At 72.0% G+C, this 14786-nt stretch carries 10 protein-coding genes; 6 read left to right on the forward strand and 4 right to left on the reverse strand.

Translation table 11 applies throughout. The features are described from left to right. Positions 1 to 76 precede the first annotated feature (76 nt). Entirely contained in the window at positions 77 to 535 is a 459-nt protein-coding gene (locus tag ACWDN5_RS25015; RefSeq protein WP_449677948.1) for a dihydrofolate reductase, read from the reverse strand. Beyond that, complete coding sequence (locus ACWDN5_RS25020; RefSeq protein WP_449677949.1) at positions 532 to 1329, reverse strand: thymidylate synthase; 798 nt, start codon at positions 1327 to 1329, stop codon at positions 532 to 534. Before ACWDN5_RS25020 ends, ACWDN5_RS25015 begins: the two co-directional genes overlap by 4 nt. Positions 1330 to 1437: 108 nt before the next feature. On the opposite strand from ACWDN5_RS25020, the gene ACWDN5_RS25025 reads away from it, so the two are divergent. The 3 genes from ACWDN5_RS25025 (at position 1438) to ACWDN5_RS25035 (ending at position 5068) form a co-directional block, all read left to right on the forward strand. Then, complete coding sequence (locus ACWDN5_RS25025) at positions 1438 to 1890, forward strand: Fur family transcriptional regulator (RefSeq protein ID WP_310969934.1); 453 nt, start codon at positions 1438 to 1440, stop codon at positions 1888 to 1890. Next, positions 1887 to 4160: a catalase/peroxidase HPI gene (gene katG, locus ACWDN5_RS25030; protein WP_449677950.1), complete on the forward strand. Its 2274-nt coding sequence runs from the start codon at positions 1887 to 1889 to the stop codon at positions 4158 to 4160. Before ACWDN5_RS25025 ends, katG begins: the two co-directional genes overlap by 4 nt. A 143-nt stretch (positions 4161 to 4303) precedes the next feature. Then, positions 4304 to 5068 (forward strand): polysaccharide lyase family 7 protein, encoded by a 765-nt coding sequence (locus ACWDN5_RS25035; RefSeq protein ID WP_449677951.1) that lies wholly within the window; start codon positions 4304 to 4306, stop codon positions 5066 to 5068. 36 nt (positions 5069 to 5104) lie between these two features. Here ACWDN5_RS25035 and ACWDN5_RS25040 read toward each other — a convergent pair whose 3' ends face one another. Then, positions 5105 to 6127 (reverse strand): LLM class flavin-dependent oxidoreductase, encoded by a 1023-nt coding sequence (locus ACWDN5_RS25040; RefSeq protein ID WP_449677952.1) that lies wholly within the window; start codon positions 6125 to 6127, stop codon positions 5105 to 5107. Positions 6128 to 6252: 125 nt separating this feature from the next. Between ACWDN5_RS25040 and ACWDN5_RS25045 the strand changes: the two genes are divergently transcribed. Next, positions 6253 to 6762: a hypothetical protein gene (locus ACWDN5_RS25045; protein ID WP_449677953.1), complete on the forward strand. Its 510-nt coding sequence runs from the start codon at positions 6253 to 6255 to the stop codon at positions 6760 to 6762. Between the two features lie 148 nt (positions 6763 to 6910). Next, positions 6911 to 8572: an alpha/beta fold hydrolase gene (locus ACWDN5_RS25050; RefSeq protein WP_449677977.1), complete on the forward strand. Its 1662-nt coding sequence runs from the start codon at positions 6911 to 6913 to the stop codon at positions 8570 to 8572. On the opposite strand, the gene ACWDN5_RS25055 is transcribed toward ACWDN5_RS25050, so the two are convergent. Further along, positions 8556 to 10226: a DUF6461 domain-containing protein gene (locus ACWDN5_RS25055; protein ID WP_449677954.1), complete on the reverse strand. Its 1671-nt coding sequence runs from the start codon at positions 10224 to 10226 to the stop codon at positions 8556 to 8558. The genes ACWDN5_RS25050 and ACWDN5_RS25055 overlap by 17 nt on opposite strands. Before the next feature lie 106 nt (positions 10227 to 10332). On the opposite strand from ACWDN5_RS25055, the gene ACWDN5_RS25060 reads away from it, so the two are divergent. Continuing rightward, complete coding sequence (locus ACWDN5_RS25060; protein ID WP_449677955.1) at positions 10333 to 13620, forward strand: DUF4132 domain-containing protein; 3288 nt, start codon at positions 10333 to 10335, stop codon at positions 13618 to 13620. Positions 13621 to 14786 lie beyond the last annotated feature (1166 nt).

Genomic DNA, 14786 nt, shown 5'->3' on the forward strand with positions numbered 1-14786 from the left:
CAGCTGGGGGAATTCATCGGGGTGAGCAGCCCGGCCTGGCGCCGGCGACGACCGCGGTCGCCGCCCGGAGCGAGCCTCAGCCCCAGGTCAGGAAGCGGTAGTGCAGGCCGGTGGCGGACTCCAGCCACTCCCCCACCGAGTCCGGCGGACGCCCGACCTCCGGCGCGTGGGTGTCCCCCTCGAAGGACTTCCGCAGCTCGGTGACCACCACGCGATCCGCGAACGGCAGCGCCGCCCGGTACACCGCCGCGCCGCCGATCACCCACAGGTCGCCTTCCACCGCGGCCAGCGCCGAAGCCAGGTCAGCGAACGTCTCGACACCGTCCTGCGGAGTCCGCGAGAGCACCAGGTTCCGCCGGCCCGGCAGCGGCCGGAACCGCGGCGGCAGCGACTCCCACGTCCGGCGCCCCATCAGCACCGTCGCGCCCGCGGTCACCTCGCGGAAGTGCTTGAGGTCCTCCGGCAGGTGCCACGGCAGCTCGCCGTCGCGCCCGATGACGCCGTTCGCGGACTGGGCCCAGATCAGCCCGATCACACCGCCACCGGTGCCTTGATGCCCGGGTGCGGGTCGTAACCCTCGACCGAGAAGTGCTCGTACGTGTAGTCGAACAGGCTCTCCGCCGGCTTCAGGCTCAGCGTCGGGAACGGCCGCGCGTCCCGGGCGAGCTGCGTCCGGACCTGGTCGACGTGGTTGTCGTAGATGTGGCAGTCCCCGCCCGTCCAGATGAAGTCGCCGACGCCGAGGCCCACCTGCTCGGCGATCATGTGCGTCAGCAGCGCGTAGCTGGCGATGTTGAACGGCACGCCGAGGAACAGGTCCGCGCTGCGCTGGTACAGCTGGCAGGACAGCTTCCCGTCGGCGACGTGGAACTGGAAGAACGCGTGGCACGGCGGCAGCGCCATCCACGGGATGTCGGCGACGTTCCACGCCGAGACGATGATCCGCCGCGAGTCCGGGTTCTCACGCAGCGTGCGCAGCACCTCGGCGATCTGGTCGACGTGTCCGCCGTCCGGGGTCGGCCACGAACGCCACTGGACGCCGTAGACCGGGCCCAGATCGCCGTCGGCCGCCGCCCATTCGTCCCAGATCGTCACGCCGTGCTCCTGCAGCCACGAGACGTTCGCGTCGCCGCGCAGGAACCACAGCAGCTCGTAGGCGATCGAGCGGAAGTGGACTTTCTTCGTGGTGATCAGGGGAAAACCCTCGGACAGGCGGTAGCGCAGCTGGTGCCCGAAGATCGACCTCGTGCCCGTGCCGGTACGGTCGCCCTTGCGGGTGCCCGTGTCGAGGACGTGGCGGAGGAGGTCTTCGTACTGCGTGTCCGGCATGCCCGGGAGCCTAACTCGTCCCGCTGACTCAGCGTGAACCCCGGTTGAGCCACACGGATGGGGGCGCAAACTTGACCCATTCCAGAAAAGGCCCTAGGGTCGGCGGCGATGTCGGACTTCGAAGCACAGCTGCGGGCGGTCTCGCTGCGGGTCACGCGACCCCGGCTGGCCGTGCTGGCCGCACTGCGCGAGCATCCCCACGTCGACACCGAAACGGTGATCGAACTGGTGCGCGCCGAGCAACCGACGGTCTCGCACCAGACGATCTACGACGTGCTGCGGGCGCTCACCGACACCGGGCTGATCCGGCGCATCCAGCCGGCCGGTGCGAACGCCCGCTACGAGGCCCGGGTGGGTGACAACCACCACCACGTCGTGTGCCGTTCGTGCGGGGCGATAGCCGACGTCGACTGCGCCGTCGGCCACACCCCCTGTCTCACCGCCTCGGACGACCACGGTTTCGTGATCGACCAGGCGGAGGTCGTCTACTGGGGCACCTGCCCCGACTGCGCGGCCGAACGTCCCCGAAATGATTCGCCGCTCCCGGAAGGAAGTAAATGAGCTCCACCCAGGACAACCCGTCCTCCGCGCAGGGCGTGGACAAGAAGGCGGCGGCCGGTTGCCCGGTCGCGCACGACTCGGTGACTTCGCAGGGCAGCGAGAGCGAGAACCCGGCGATCGACTCGCCGACCCCCAAGACCGGCGGCCGGCCGCGCACCCTCCAGGACTGGTGGCCGAACCAGCTCGACCTCAGCCCGCTGCGGGCGCACTCGTCGAAGAGCAACCCGCTCGGCGAGAAGTTCGAATACGCCAAGGAGTTCGCGAAGCTCGACGTCGAGGCCCTCAAGCGGGACATCACCGACGTCCTCACCACCTCGCAGGACTGGTGGCCGGCGGACTTCGGCCACTACGGCGGCCTGATGATCCGGATGAGCTGGCACGCGGCGGGCACGTACCGGATCCACGACGGCCGCGGCGGCGCCGGTGACGGCGCCCAGCGCTTCGCCCCGCTGAACAGCTGGCCGGACAACGCCAACCTGGACAAGGCCCGCCGCCTGCTGTGGCCGGTCAAGCAGAAGTACGGCCAGAAGATCTCCTGGGCCGACCTGCTCGTCCTGGCCGGCAACGTGGCCCTGGAGTCGATGGGCTTCAAGACCTTCGGCTTCGGCTTCGGCCGCGTCGACACCTGGGAGCCGGAAGAGATCTTCTGGGGCCCGGAGGACGACTGGCTGGGCGACGAGCGCTACGCCACCGACACCGAGATGGTGCCGGAGCTCGGCGCGACCGAGATGGGTCTCATCTACGTCAACCCCGAGGGTCCCCGCGGCAGCGCGGACTTCGAGGCCGCGGCGCACTTCATCCGCGAGACCTTCGCCCGGATGGCGATGAACGACGAGGAGACCGTCGCCCTCATCGCCGGTGGGCACACCTTCGGCAAGACCCACGGCGCCGGCGTGGCCGACGACCACGTGGGCCCGGAGCCGGAGGGCGCCCCGCTGGAGGCCCAGGGCCTCGGCTGGCTGAACACCCTCGGCAGCGGCAAGGGCCCGGACCAGATCACCAGTGGTCTCGAGGTGACCTGGACCGACAAGCCGACCGAGTGGAGCAACCGCTTCTTCGAGATCCTCTTCGGCTACGAGTGGGAGCTCACCACCAGCCCCGGTGGCGGCAAGCAGTACGTCGCCAAGGACGCGCCGGAAATCATCCCGGACCCGTTCGACCCGAACAAGAAGCACAAGCCGACCATGCTCACGACGGACCTGTCGCTGCGCTTCGACCCGGTCTACGGCCCGATCTCGCAGCGGTTCAAGGACAACCCGGACGAGTTCGCGCTGGCCTTCGCCAAGGCCTGGTACAAGCTGCTGCACCGCGACATGGGCCCGGTCAGCCGCTTCCTCGGCCCGTGGGTCGCCGAGCCGCAGCTGTGGCAGGACCCGGTGCCGGCCGTCGAGGGCGACCTCGTGGGCGACGCCGACATCACCGCCCTCAAGGCGAAGGTCCTCGACTCGGGGCTCTCCGTCTCGGAACTGGTTTCGACCGCGTGGGCGTCGGCCGCGAGCTTCCGCTCCACCGACAAGCGCGGTGGCGCGAACGGCGCCCGGATCCGCCTGGAGCCGCAGCGCAACTGGGAGGTCAACCAGCCCGAGCAGCTCGGCAAGGTCCTGGAGGTCCTCGAGGGCGTCCAGCGCGAGTTCAACGAGGCCGGTGGCGCGCAGATCTCGCTGGCCGACCTCATCGTGCTGGCCGGCTCGGCGGCCGTCGAGAAGGCGGCGCGCGACGCCGGCGTCGAGACGACCGTGCCGTTCCACCCGGGCCGCACCGACGCCACGGCCGAGCAGACCGACGTCGACTCGTTCAAGGTCCTCGAGCCGCGCGCCGACGGCTTCCGCAACTACCTGCGGGCCGGCGAGAAGCGCCAGCCCGAGGTGCTGCTGGTCGACCGCGCGTACATGCTCGACCTGACCGCGCCGGAGATGACGGTCCTGGTCGGCGGCCTCCGCGCCCTCGGCACCAACCACGGCGGTGCCGCGCACGGTGTCCTCACCGACCAGCCGGGCGTGCTGACCAACGACTTCTTCGCCAACCTGCTCGCGCCGGGCACCAAGTGGAAGGCGTCGGAGTCGGCGGAGAACGTCTACGAGATCCGCGACGTGACGACCGACGAGGTCAAGTGGACCGCCACCGCGGTCGACCTGATCTTCGGGTCGAACTCGCAGCTTCGCGCGCTGGCCGAGGTCTACGCCGGCGACGACGCCCGCGAGAAGTTCGTGGCGGACTTCGTCGCCGCCTGGACGAAGGTCATGGAGCTGGACCGCTTCGACCTCGCCTGATCGTGGCACCGACGGGCCCGGCCGGTCTTCCGGCCGGGCCCGTTCGCGTGGGCGGCGATCTTGACATCGGGTGAACGCCGACCTACCGTGAGTCCCACGCCGCCGGGTTGTCCAGACCATTTACCGTGAAAGGACACCCAACGATGCGTGTGCGCGCCTTCCTCGCCCTCCTGGCGGTCCCGGCCCTGGCCGTGGCGACCGCCTCCCCCGCGCTCGCGGCGGACCCGTCCGTGGCCCCGGGCGGCAACTTCGACCTCTCGATCTGGCAGCTGCAGGAGCCGGTCGGCTCCCCCGGCAAGCCGACGACCATCTCGTCGTCCCGGCTCCAGGGGCCGAACGGCTTCCAGGACAGCTACTTCTACACCGACACCCGCGACGGCGCGATGACGTTCTGGGCGCCGGAAAAGGGCGTCACCACGCCGAATTCGAACTACGCGCGCTCGGAGCTGCGCGAGATGAACCGCGACGGCTCCGCGGCCAACTGGTCGCTGAGTGGCTCGCACAAGCTGAGCGCGACCCTTCGCGTGGTTTCGGTGACGTCGAACGTGTGCGTCGGCCAGGTGCACCTCGGCACCGGCGGCTCGTCGACGAAACCGCTGCTGGAGCTGTACTACCGGGCGAGCGGGGACATCGTGCTGGGTACGGAGAACTCCCCCGACGGCGGGCAGACACCGCACACCGTCGGTCATGTGTCGATCGGCAAGACGTGGACCTACACGATCGGCATTTCCGGTGGTAACACCATCGACCTGACGGTCAACGGGAGCACCACGCACTACAGCATCCCGTCGTCGTTCAAGGCCTACAAGCAGTACTTCAAGGCGGGTTCGTACAACCAGTCCTCTTCGGACAGCACGACGAAGGGGGCCCGGGTCGCGTTCTACGGCCTGAAGGTCACCCACGGCTGACGAAGAGCGGCCCGGCCGCCACCGGGCCGCCTGCGGTCAGCGCCAGCCCAGCTCCGGGGCCACGTGCTTGATGATGTTCTCCAGCACGTGCGCGTTGTAGTCCACCCCGAGCTGGTTCGGGATGGTGAGCAGCAGGGTGTCCGCGGCCTGGATGGCCTCGTCCTCCTTCAGCTGCCGCACGAGCTCGTCGGGCTCGCCGGCGTAGGACCGGCCGAAGATCGCGCGGGTGTTCTCGTCGATCATGCCGACCTGGTCGCGCGAGTGGCGGTCGCGGCCGAAGTAGGCGCGGTCCTGGTCGTTCGTCAGCGCGAAGATGCTGCGGCTGACCGAAACCCGCGGCTCCCGCTCGTGGCCGGCTTCGGTCCACGCCTCGCGGTAGGCCTCGATCTGCTTGCGCTGCTGGACGTGCAGCGGCTCGCCCGTCTCGTCGTCCTTGAGCGTCGAGCTCTGCAGGTTCATGCCCAGTTTCGCGGCCCACACGCTCGTCGCGTTCGAACCGGACCCCCACCAGATGCGCTCGCGCAGTCCCTCGGAGTGCGGCTCGAGCCGCAGCAGACCCGGCGGGTTGGCGAACATCGGCCGCGGGTTCGGCTGGGCGAAGCCTTCGCCCTCCAGGAGCTTCAGGAAGACCTCGGTGTGCTGGCGGGCCATGTCGGCGTCCGTCTCGCCCTCGCCGGGGGCGTACCCGAAGTACCGCCAGCCGTCGATCACCTGCTCGGGGGATCCCCGGCTGATGCCGAGCTGGAGCCGGCCGCCGGAGATGAGGTCGGCGGCGCCCGCGTCCTCGATCATGTAGAGCGGGTTCTCGTAGCGCATGTCGATCACGCCGGTGCCGATTTCGATCCTCGACGTCCGCGCGCCGATCGCCGCGAGCAGCGGGAACGGGCTGGCCGCCTGCCGCGCGAAGTGGTGCACGCGGAAGTAGGCGCCGTCGACGCCGAGCTCCTCGGCGGCCACCGCCAGGTCGATCGACTGGTGCAGGAAGTCGGCGGCCGACCGGGTCTCGGAGTGTGCGCTGTCCGACCAGTGGCCGAACGACAGGAAGCCAATCTTCTTCACGCCCCCTCAGACGTCCGGCGGCCGGAAATGATTCCCGGGTGTGATCGCCGTCGTTCGCTCGTTCCGGTGAACCGCCGTCCGGGCCCGGCCAGGCCGGGTACTCCGCCGGAAAGAGGAGGAGACGCATGCCCGACAACGACCTCACCGGATTCCTGATCATCGGCCTGGTGTTCGTGGTGGCCGACGGCCAGGTGCTCTACCGCGGCGGCCGGCGCTACCTCAGCGGGCCGGACGGCGGTGAGGGGTCGGGCTCGCTGGCGTGGATGGTGGTGACCGTCTTCCACCTGGTCTCCTTCGGCGTGCTCGCGCTGCTCTCGGTGGTCGGCCCGCAGTGGTCGGGGTCGACGGCCGCGCTGGTCGGGCGGCTCGGCGTCTTCCTGCTGCTGATGGCCGTGGCCCACGTGCTGACGCTGGCCGTGCTCGCCCGCCGCCGTCAGGACCGGATCGTCGAGGAGCACTTCCAGGAGCGCGAGGGCGCCACCGAGACCTACGTCCGGCCCGCCACCGAGGTGGTCGTCGAGCCGGCGGCGGCGGACCCGGCGTGGCGCGCCACCACCACCCCGGTGCCCGGCCAGGACGGCCCCCGCCCGCAGGTGGCTCCCGATCTCGGCAACCACGGCCCGTACCGCACCTGACCTGCACCGCGACGTTCACCGGATCGATGGAATCCGCCCGGCGAGCCGCGGCTCTGCGCTGCCCGTCCTGCACCGGCCGTGCTTGGATCCTCACGGCCGGTGCGTGAGGAAGGAAACTGCGGTGCGAACGTCCCGAGCAGGACTGGTGGTGGCGGTCTCGGTCCTGGTGGCGGCCACGGCGCCCGCCGCGGCGACCCCGGCCGACCCGCTCGCGCCCTACCGCGGGCAGGAGGTCTCCTGGGGCGCCTGCCCGTTCAAGCAGCGCACCAAGCCACCCACGGCGGAGTGCGCGCGGATCACCGTCCCGCGGGACTGGGCGGCCCCCGCGGCCGGGATCGACCTGCAGGTGGCAATCAGCCGGGTGTCGGCCACCGGCAGCAGGCAGGGTGCGATCCTGGTGAACCCGGGCGGACCCGGCGGCCGGGGCACGTCGCTCGCGGGCGCGCTGGCCGGGCTGGAACCGTCGCTGAACGAGCACTACGACATCGTCGGGATGGACCCCCGCGGCACCGGTCAGGAAGGCGGCACCGACGACGGGTACGTCTGCCGGGTGCCGCTGGGACGGCTGCCGCAGGAGGACGACCTCGACGCCCGTGACCGCTCGGCGGCGAGCATCGCGCTGCACCAGCGGACGCCGCGCGTGCTGGCCGAGGCGTGCCAGAGCGACGCGCTCGCGCCGTTCATCACCACCTGGCAGACCGCGCACGACATGGACCTGATCCGCGCCCTGCTGGGCGACGAGAAGCTGAACTACCTCGGCTTCTCCTACGGCACCTGGCTCGGCGCGAAGTACGCGTCGCTGTTCCCGGAGCGGGCCGGGAAGCTGGTGCTCGACTCCAGCGTCAACTTCGAAGGCCGCCTCCAGGCCGCGTTCGAGGCGTTCCCGAAGATCGACCAGCGCCAGTTCGACCGGGTCTACGCGCCGTGGCTGGCCCGCCGGTTCCCGGAGCTCGGCAAGACCGCCGGGGAGGTGCGGGCCACGTGGGAGAAGCTGCGGGCCTACTTCAAGACCCAGGGCGTGCCGCCCGACGTCTTCGACTCGGTCTTCGTCGGCAACGGCAGCAGCCGGCAGTGGATGACGGGTGCCCTGGTCCTCACGAAGGGCGCGGCCGCGCTCGACGGCAAGACCACCCCGCCGCCGGCGGCGTTGCGCAGCGACCTCGACCGGGCGTCACGGGCGGTCTTCGGCCGTCCGGCGGACCGGCTGACCGCGGCCGACGTGGCGGCCGACCCGCCGGAGCCCGACTACGCCGACGTCCCCGGGACACGGCTGGCCGTGGCGTGCGGCGACCAGCCGACGCGGACGGCGAGCTGGTACAAGCTGCTCAGCGACCTGCAGGGGCCGGCGTACCCGCTGTTCGGCTGGGCGTACGGCCTCAGCGAGGCGTGTGGCTTCTGGTCCGACCCGCCCCGGCAGTCGCTGCCGAAGCTCTCGGCGGCCGCCGCGAAGAACATCCTCGTCGTCCAGGGCGAGTTCGACCCGCAGACCGGCTACGAGCAGGCGGAAGCAGCGGCGCGGGCGGCCGGGATCCCGATGATCTCGGTGGCGGATTCGCCGTTCCACGGCCAGTACGCGGTCAGCGGGAACTCCTGTGTGGACGATCTGGTGAACGGCTTCTACCTCGGCGGCGCGCGGCCGGCGGCCACCATCTGCCCGGGCGTCCCGCTGCCCGGGGAGAACAAGGTGTACCCGGTGCCGGGCCCGGCGGGCGAGCCGTCCCAGGCGTCGGCGCCGGTGCCCCGGGATGCCCGCTCGGACGTCCGGGACCGGCTTCAGGACGACATCAGCGCGGTCAACCGGGGTCGCTGATCCGGTACGCCACGCCGATCCGCTCGATGTCCTCCAGGTCTTCGGGGTACAGGCCCCGGCCGGTGAACCGCTCGACCGCGACCAGGCCCTTTTCGTTGCCGTCGCGGTAGTTCTCCAGGTCGAGACCGGCCAGCGCCGCGGTGACCTCCTCGTCCGCGGACGGCTCCTGCAAGCCGGGCTCGAACGACGAGAGGAGTGCCCCGCCCTTGGCGAAGGACAGGCGCGTCACCGCGTTGACGTTCCAGAACATGCTCGCCGCCCGGCCGGCGCGGGAGGCCGCGGTGAGCACGTCGGCGTGGGAGCCGTAGTAGCCGTTCTCCTCGATCGCCACGACGACGCCGTCGAGGTCCAGGACGGCCAGCCACGGGTCCGCGTACGCCTCGCGCAGCTCGGGCAGGGGCTCGGGCCGGGCGGGGTCGGCGCCGAACGCGCGGATGACCTCCTCCGCCGGGAGGCCGGTGGCCACGGTGACCGTCGCCGCGACGGTCAGCCGGGACCGCCCGATCCAGCGGTAGCGCACCTCGGGCCGGTCCGGTACCGGCGGCTCCGGCTCGCCGCGCAGGCGGTGGCCGAGCCGGTCGGCCCGGGCGTGCACGACCGGGGGCTCGGGCGGCGCCGCCCAGATCCAGAGGTCGTAGCTCTCGGTCTCGGGGTCGTCGCGGCCGTAGGCGTGCACGCGGACGCGGTAGTCACCGGGCCACGGCGGGGTCGTGACGGTCTTGACGTGGGGCCAGTGCGGCGTCGTCACGCCCCGGCCCACGCCGGCCGAGCCGTGCTCCGCGTGCCAGCTGAGGTCGACGACTTCGTCCCAGCCCAGGGTTTCCGCCGTGGCGGGCGGCTCGGCCAGGACCCGGATGCCGACCTGGACCGGGCCGTTCTCCGTGCCGGTGCGGACGGCCACGCCACCGTCGACGACCTCGGCCAGGCCGTTGCTGGCGAAGTCGGGCGGCACGGCCGGGGTTTCGCTTTCGGCCAGGGCGAAGACGTGGTCGCGGACGGCCACGGACGTGCTGCCGGACTGCGGCAGCCGGTATTCGGCTCGTTCCTTGTCCCGCAACGCTTCCGCGTAGCCGTCGGGCATCGGCGTTTCGCGCAGCAGGCTCGCGGCCACTCCCAGCGCCGTCCCGACGATGGCGGAGATCTCCGGGCTGCCTGCTTCGCGGGCGACGATCGTCGCGGTCACCAGGGCGATCGCGAGGTGGTGGGCGCCGTGCGCGGCCGCGATGGCGGCTTCGTCGCCTTCGACCGGGTGCGGGATTCGTGCGGCCAAGCCGGTGGTCAACTCCGCGACCAGGTCCAGGAAGCCGGGCCGGAGCAGGTGCAGTGACCGCGTCTCCCGCAGGGCGTCGGCTTCGCTGTCCGAGGTGAGGAAGCCGTACGCGCCGTCCGGCGGCGGCTTCAGCCCGGCGGCGACCGGGGGCGCCGGGATGGCCAAGCTCGTCAGAGGCAGCTCCACAGCGCCGTGGACGCGTTCGACGAGCCACGACGGCAGGGTTCTGAGCGACTTCAGCACCTCGGGCTCGGGGAGGTCCGGGAACCGGCGGCGTTCCGGTTCCAGCCGCAGCCGGCCCAGCGCCGCGGCGGGCGCGGGCGGGATCGCGGCGCGGACGGCCGGCACGACGGCGGCCACGGCGGTGGCAAGGTCCTCCCCCATGCGACCCACTGTGCCAGAAACCGGGGCCGGAGCTGCGGATCGCCGGAAATTGTCGGACCCCTCCCGTAGCCTTCGGCCCAGCATCGACCGACTTTGGGGGGCAGCAATGACCGAGACGTTCGTCCCGGACCCGGTGTGGAGAACGCACGTCCACGTCCGGCGCGGCGGCTGGTTCCCGCCGGACACCGAGCCGGCGGCGGACGCGGCCGGGTGGTGGCGGGCCGCGGTGGCCGGCGAAGACGTGGCGAGGGCGGCGCTGCGGAATCCGGCGAGCGATCCGGATCTCGTCGGCGCCGCCCGCGCGGGCGGCGAGGACGTGCTGAGTGCGGCCGTCTTGGCCACGCTGCTGCACAGCGGCCTGCGCCGGAAGTCCGGCGGGCAGGAGGAGGCGTGGCGGATCGCCGACGCGTGGTGGGCGCGAGGGCCCGGGTTCGCGGTCCGGGCGGCGGCCACCATGACCCAGGTCGTCCACTCCGACCACTACCCCGACGGCACCGCACTGCTGGAACGGTGGACGGAGCGGTGCCGGGGCCTCTTTCCCGGGGAATATCCGCTGTTCCGCCGGCTGCGCGCACTCCTCGCCGCCGCCGGCGATGCCGAGTACGAGGCGGCGACGGCGGCGCTGGCCGCGTTCCGGACCGAACCGGCCGGTCAGGTGGTGGCCTCCTACCTGGTGCCCACGCGCGAAGACTGGGCCCGCGAGATGCTGGCGGCCGTCCGGCCGCTCGGGGAGTTCGGCGTCGACTGGACGTCGGTCCTGCAGGCACTGTCCACTCGGGACCAGCTGGAAGCGGTGCCGGCCGTGGTGCTCCGCTGGCGCCTCCAGGCCGAGGAGGTCCGCTACACCCTGTTCGACGCGATGGGGGCCGCGTCGGCTCCCCTGTTCGCCCGCGCCCTCGACGCTGATCCGAGCGGGGGCGACTCCCGCAGGTTCTTGCTGTCCGTGCTGGCCGGCCTGCCCGGCGACGAAGCGTTCGAGCTGCTGGTGACGCGGCTGGGGCAGAAACACGTGCAGCCGGTCGTCGCCGCCGGGATGGCCGGCACGCCGGAGCGCGCGGTCCGGCTGCTGGCGCGGGCCGCCACCACGCAAGCAGCGTACGCCGAAGAGGCGAACTTTCTGCTGCGCAGCCACGTCGCGGCGCATCCGGACGTCGCGACCGGCGTCCTGCCCGATCTTGACGCTGCAGAGCGAGCACTGGTCGAACGCGCGCTGGCGGGCGAAGAGCGGCTGCCGTCCGTGGCCGACGAGGCGCTGCCGCGGGTGCTCGTGGACCCACCGTGGGCCGCGAGCCACGCCCGGCGCACACCCACCGTCCTCAGTGGACTTTCGGTCCCGGCCGAGCCGAAACTGGTGTGGGACCCGGGGGAAAAGGCCGAGTGGGCGGAGTGGCACACGCGGCTGCACCGCGGCCTGTACGGCGGCTGGCAGCGCGCGGCCGAGGAGTACGACGCCGGGAAGCTGTACGCGCCGGACGGGCCCACCTTGTTCGTCAAAGCCCCGGACGACTGGGTGCGCGAGCGGCTGGCCGCGTGGCGCCCGGCCGAGGCGTGGGACGGGGAGATCTGGGGCCGCGTCCTGGCGAGCCGCCACGGGCTGCTCGCCTACCGGCCGCTGCTGGCGATGGCGGCGGCGCACCCGGGCCACCGCGGCGAAGTGCTGCTGCCGTACGTGAGCCCGGAGATCGCGCTGCTGATGGCGGACTGGCTGGTCCGGCTGAAGAAGGCCCGGGAGGTCGCGCTGGCGTGGCTCGGCCGGCACCTCACCGACGCCACGAGGTTCCTGGTCCCGGTGGCGCTCGGCCCGGCCGGCGCGAACCGCCGCACCGCCGAGCCCGCACTGCGCGTCCTGGCGAAGAGCGGGCACGAAGAGGCGGTGTCCGCGGCGGCCGCCCACCACGGCGCGGAGGCGGCCGAGGCCGTCGCCGAACTGCTCGTCACCGACCCCTTGGAGGTCCTGCCGGTGCGCCTGCCGGTCCCCGGCGGGTGGGCGGATCCGGCGGTGCTGCCCCAGATCCGCGTCCGCGGCGGCGAGCAGGCCCTGCCCGACCGGGTGATCCCGCACGTGCTCATGTTGTTCGCGCTGTCGACGCCTGACGAGGTCTACCCGGGGGTGGCGCACCTGCGCGACTTCGCGGACACGGCTTCGCTGGCGGAGTTCGCGTGGGCGCTGTTCGGCCGCTGGCGGGCCGCGGACTACCCGGCCAAGGACAGCTGGGTGCTCACCGCACTGGGTCTGTTCGGCGATGACGACGTGGTGCGCAAGCTGAGCCCGCTGATCCGGGCGTGGCCGGGCGAAGGCGGCCACGCCCGCGCGGCCGCGGCCCTCGACGTCCTGGCCGGCATCGGTACGGACTTTGCGCTGCTGCATTTGAATTCCATCGCGCAGAAGGTGAAGTTCAAGGCACTGAAGCTCCGGGCCCAGGAGAAGATCGCCGCCGTCGCCGAGGGCCTCGGCTTGTCGGCCGAGCAGCTGGCCGACCGCCTGGTCCCGACACTCGGCCTCGACGAGGCAGCCACGGCAGTGATCGACTACGGCCCCCGCAAGTTCGTCGTCGGCTTCGACGAACAGCTCAAACCGTACGTCACGGACCCGGACGGCAAACCTCGCAAGGCCTTGCCGAAGCCGGGCGCGAAGGACGACGCCGAGCTCGCGGCGGCGGAGTACAAGCGGTTCACGGCGTTGAAGAAGGACGTCCGCACGGTGGCGGCGGAGCAGATCCCCCGTCTGGAGTCGGCCATGGTCCAGGGCCGCCACTGGCCGGCGGCAGAGTTCACCGACCTCCTGGCCGGCCACCCGTTGCTGGTCCACCTGGTCCGCCGCTTGGTCTGGCGCACCACGGCGGGCCAGACGTTCCGCTGCGCAGAGGACGGAACGTACGCCGACATCCACGACGAGGAGTACGCCCTCCCCGAGACGGCCGAGGTGGGCGTGGCCCACCCCCTGCAGTTCGCCGACGAACTGGCGGCCTGGTCGGCGTTGTTCGCGGACTACGAGATCCTCCAGCCGTTCCCCCAGCTCGGCCGCCCGGCGGCGCGCCTGGAGGAAGCGGAGAGGTCGGCCACCACCTTGAAGAGGTTCGAGAACCACACGGTCCCGACGGGCAAGCTCCTGGGCCTGACGAAGAAGGGCTGGCACCGAGGCCCAGCCTTGGACAACGGCCTGGAGGGCTGGCTCCTCCGCCCCACCCCCGACGGAGGAGCAGTGGTCCTGAACCTCGACCCGGGCATTTTGGTCGGCCTGCCGGCGGAGGAACCCGAGCAGAAGCTCACGGACATCTGGCTGGACGAGAAGGGAGAGGGAGCCTGGAGCCCCCAGGGAACCCGAGTATTCGGCGAACTCGACCCGGTGACGGCCTCGGAAGTCCTCGCCGAACTGACCGACCTGACCCGCTGACCGCCCTCAAGCCCCTCAACCCGACCGACGCCTGAAAGGGGTTGCGGTGTAACGCATCCGCCCACGCCCGGCCACCCAGGCCCGCTCCGGGCAGGCCACCCGGTCCGGTCCGGGGCCGAGCAAGGCGGTCCAGGCTGTCCACGCCGCCGGGCCCATCCTGTCCGGTCCGGGCAGGCCGGTCCGAGAGCCGAGCGAGGCGGGCCTGTCCAGCCGGGCCAGGCTGTCCACGCCGCCGGGCCCATCCTGTCCGGTCCAGGCAGGCCGGTCCGAGAGCCGAGCGAGGCGGGCCTGTCCAGCCGGGCCGGGCTGTCCACGCCGCCGGGCCCGTTTGGGCCGGTCCGGCAGGCCGCCCGGCCGGGCCCGGCGAGCAGGCCGAGCCCCGCGGGCGGGCCGAAGCGGGTCGGCCGGTCCCGGCAGCTGGATCCGACCGAGTCCCGGCCGTTCGTGGTCGGCTGGTTCAGGTGGGCCGATCAGGCGAACCGTGCCGCGGTGGTCGGGCCGACCTCGCCCGACGGGCCGTTCAATCCGGACCGACCCGATCAGCCGGGCACCTCCGTCCGGGCGGCTCCCGGCCGCTTGTGGCGGGCCGGTCCTGTCGGGCCGAGCAGGCCCAAAGGGCCGGGCAAGCCAGCCGGACCGACTTGGCCGGGGCAGGCGGCGAGCCAGCCGGCCGAGAAACAGACGACAGCCGACCCGCACCTGCCCCACGCCGGCCAGGGCCCGCACACCGCGAGCCGGTCCCGCAGGTGGAAGGCGCCGCCAGCATCGGCCCGAGCCGCACTCTCACCGAGCCCCGACAAAGCATCAGCCCGGCGCGCACCACCCGGAACCCCGCGTCCGAGACACAATCCCCACCACCCGCCACCGAAAATCTACCTCCACGACAGTAGACATTCACCGTCACCCACCGGTAAAGTTCTCCACGTACCGGAAGAGACAACGAAAGGAAGGGAACGGGACCATCATGGGATCGCCCGCAGCGGCCCGGTAACGCCGCGCGGGTTCCGCAAGCCCATCGAGTTCGGAGGTGGTGCTCGGTCACGGATGAGCGATCCCCGCGCCCCGCGCGGGAAGCCGGCGGTCGCGCCGCCGGCCGGTAATGGTGAAACCCAACCTTTCGAGGACCCCGGACGCCCACGATGGCGTCCGGGGTCCTTCTGATGCGG

The sequence above is a fragment of the Amycolatopsis sp. NPDC003731 genome (assembly GCF_053586895.1).

Coding starts and splice junctions, on each gene's coding strand:
- ACWDN5_RS25020 (WP_449677949.1), bottom strand. CDS start 1,329: ATGCCGGACACGCAGTACGAAGACCTCCTCCGCCACGTCCTCGACACG.
- ACWDN5_RS25025 (WP_310969934.1), top strand. CDS start 1,438: ATGTCGGACTTCGAAGCACAGCTGCGGGCGGTCTCGCTGCGGGTCACG.
- katG (WP_449677950.1), top strand. CDS start 1,887: ATGAGCTCCACCCAGGACAACCCGTCCTCCGCGCAGGGCGTGGACAAG.
- ACWDN5_RS25035 (WP_449677951.1), top strand. CDS start 4,304: ATGCGTGTGCGCGCCTTCCTCGCCCTCCTGGCGGTCCCGGCCCTGGCC.
- ACWDN5_RS25045 (WP_449677953.1), top strand. CDS start 6,253: ATGCCCGACAACGACCTCACCGGATTCCTGATCATCGGCCTGGTGTTC.
- ACWDN5_RS25055 (WP_449677954.1), bottom strand. CDS start 10,226: ATGGGGGAGGACCTTGCCACCGCCGTGGCCGCCGTCGTGCCGGCCGTC.
- ACWDN5_RS25060 (WP_449677955.1), top strand. CDS start 10,333: ATGACCGAGACGTTCGTCCCGGACCCGGTGTGGAGAACGCACGTCCAC.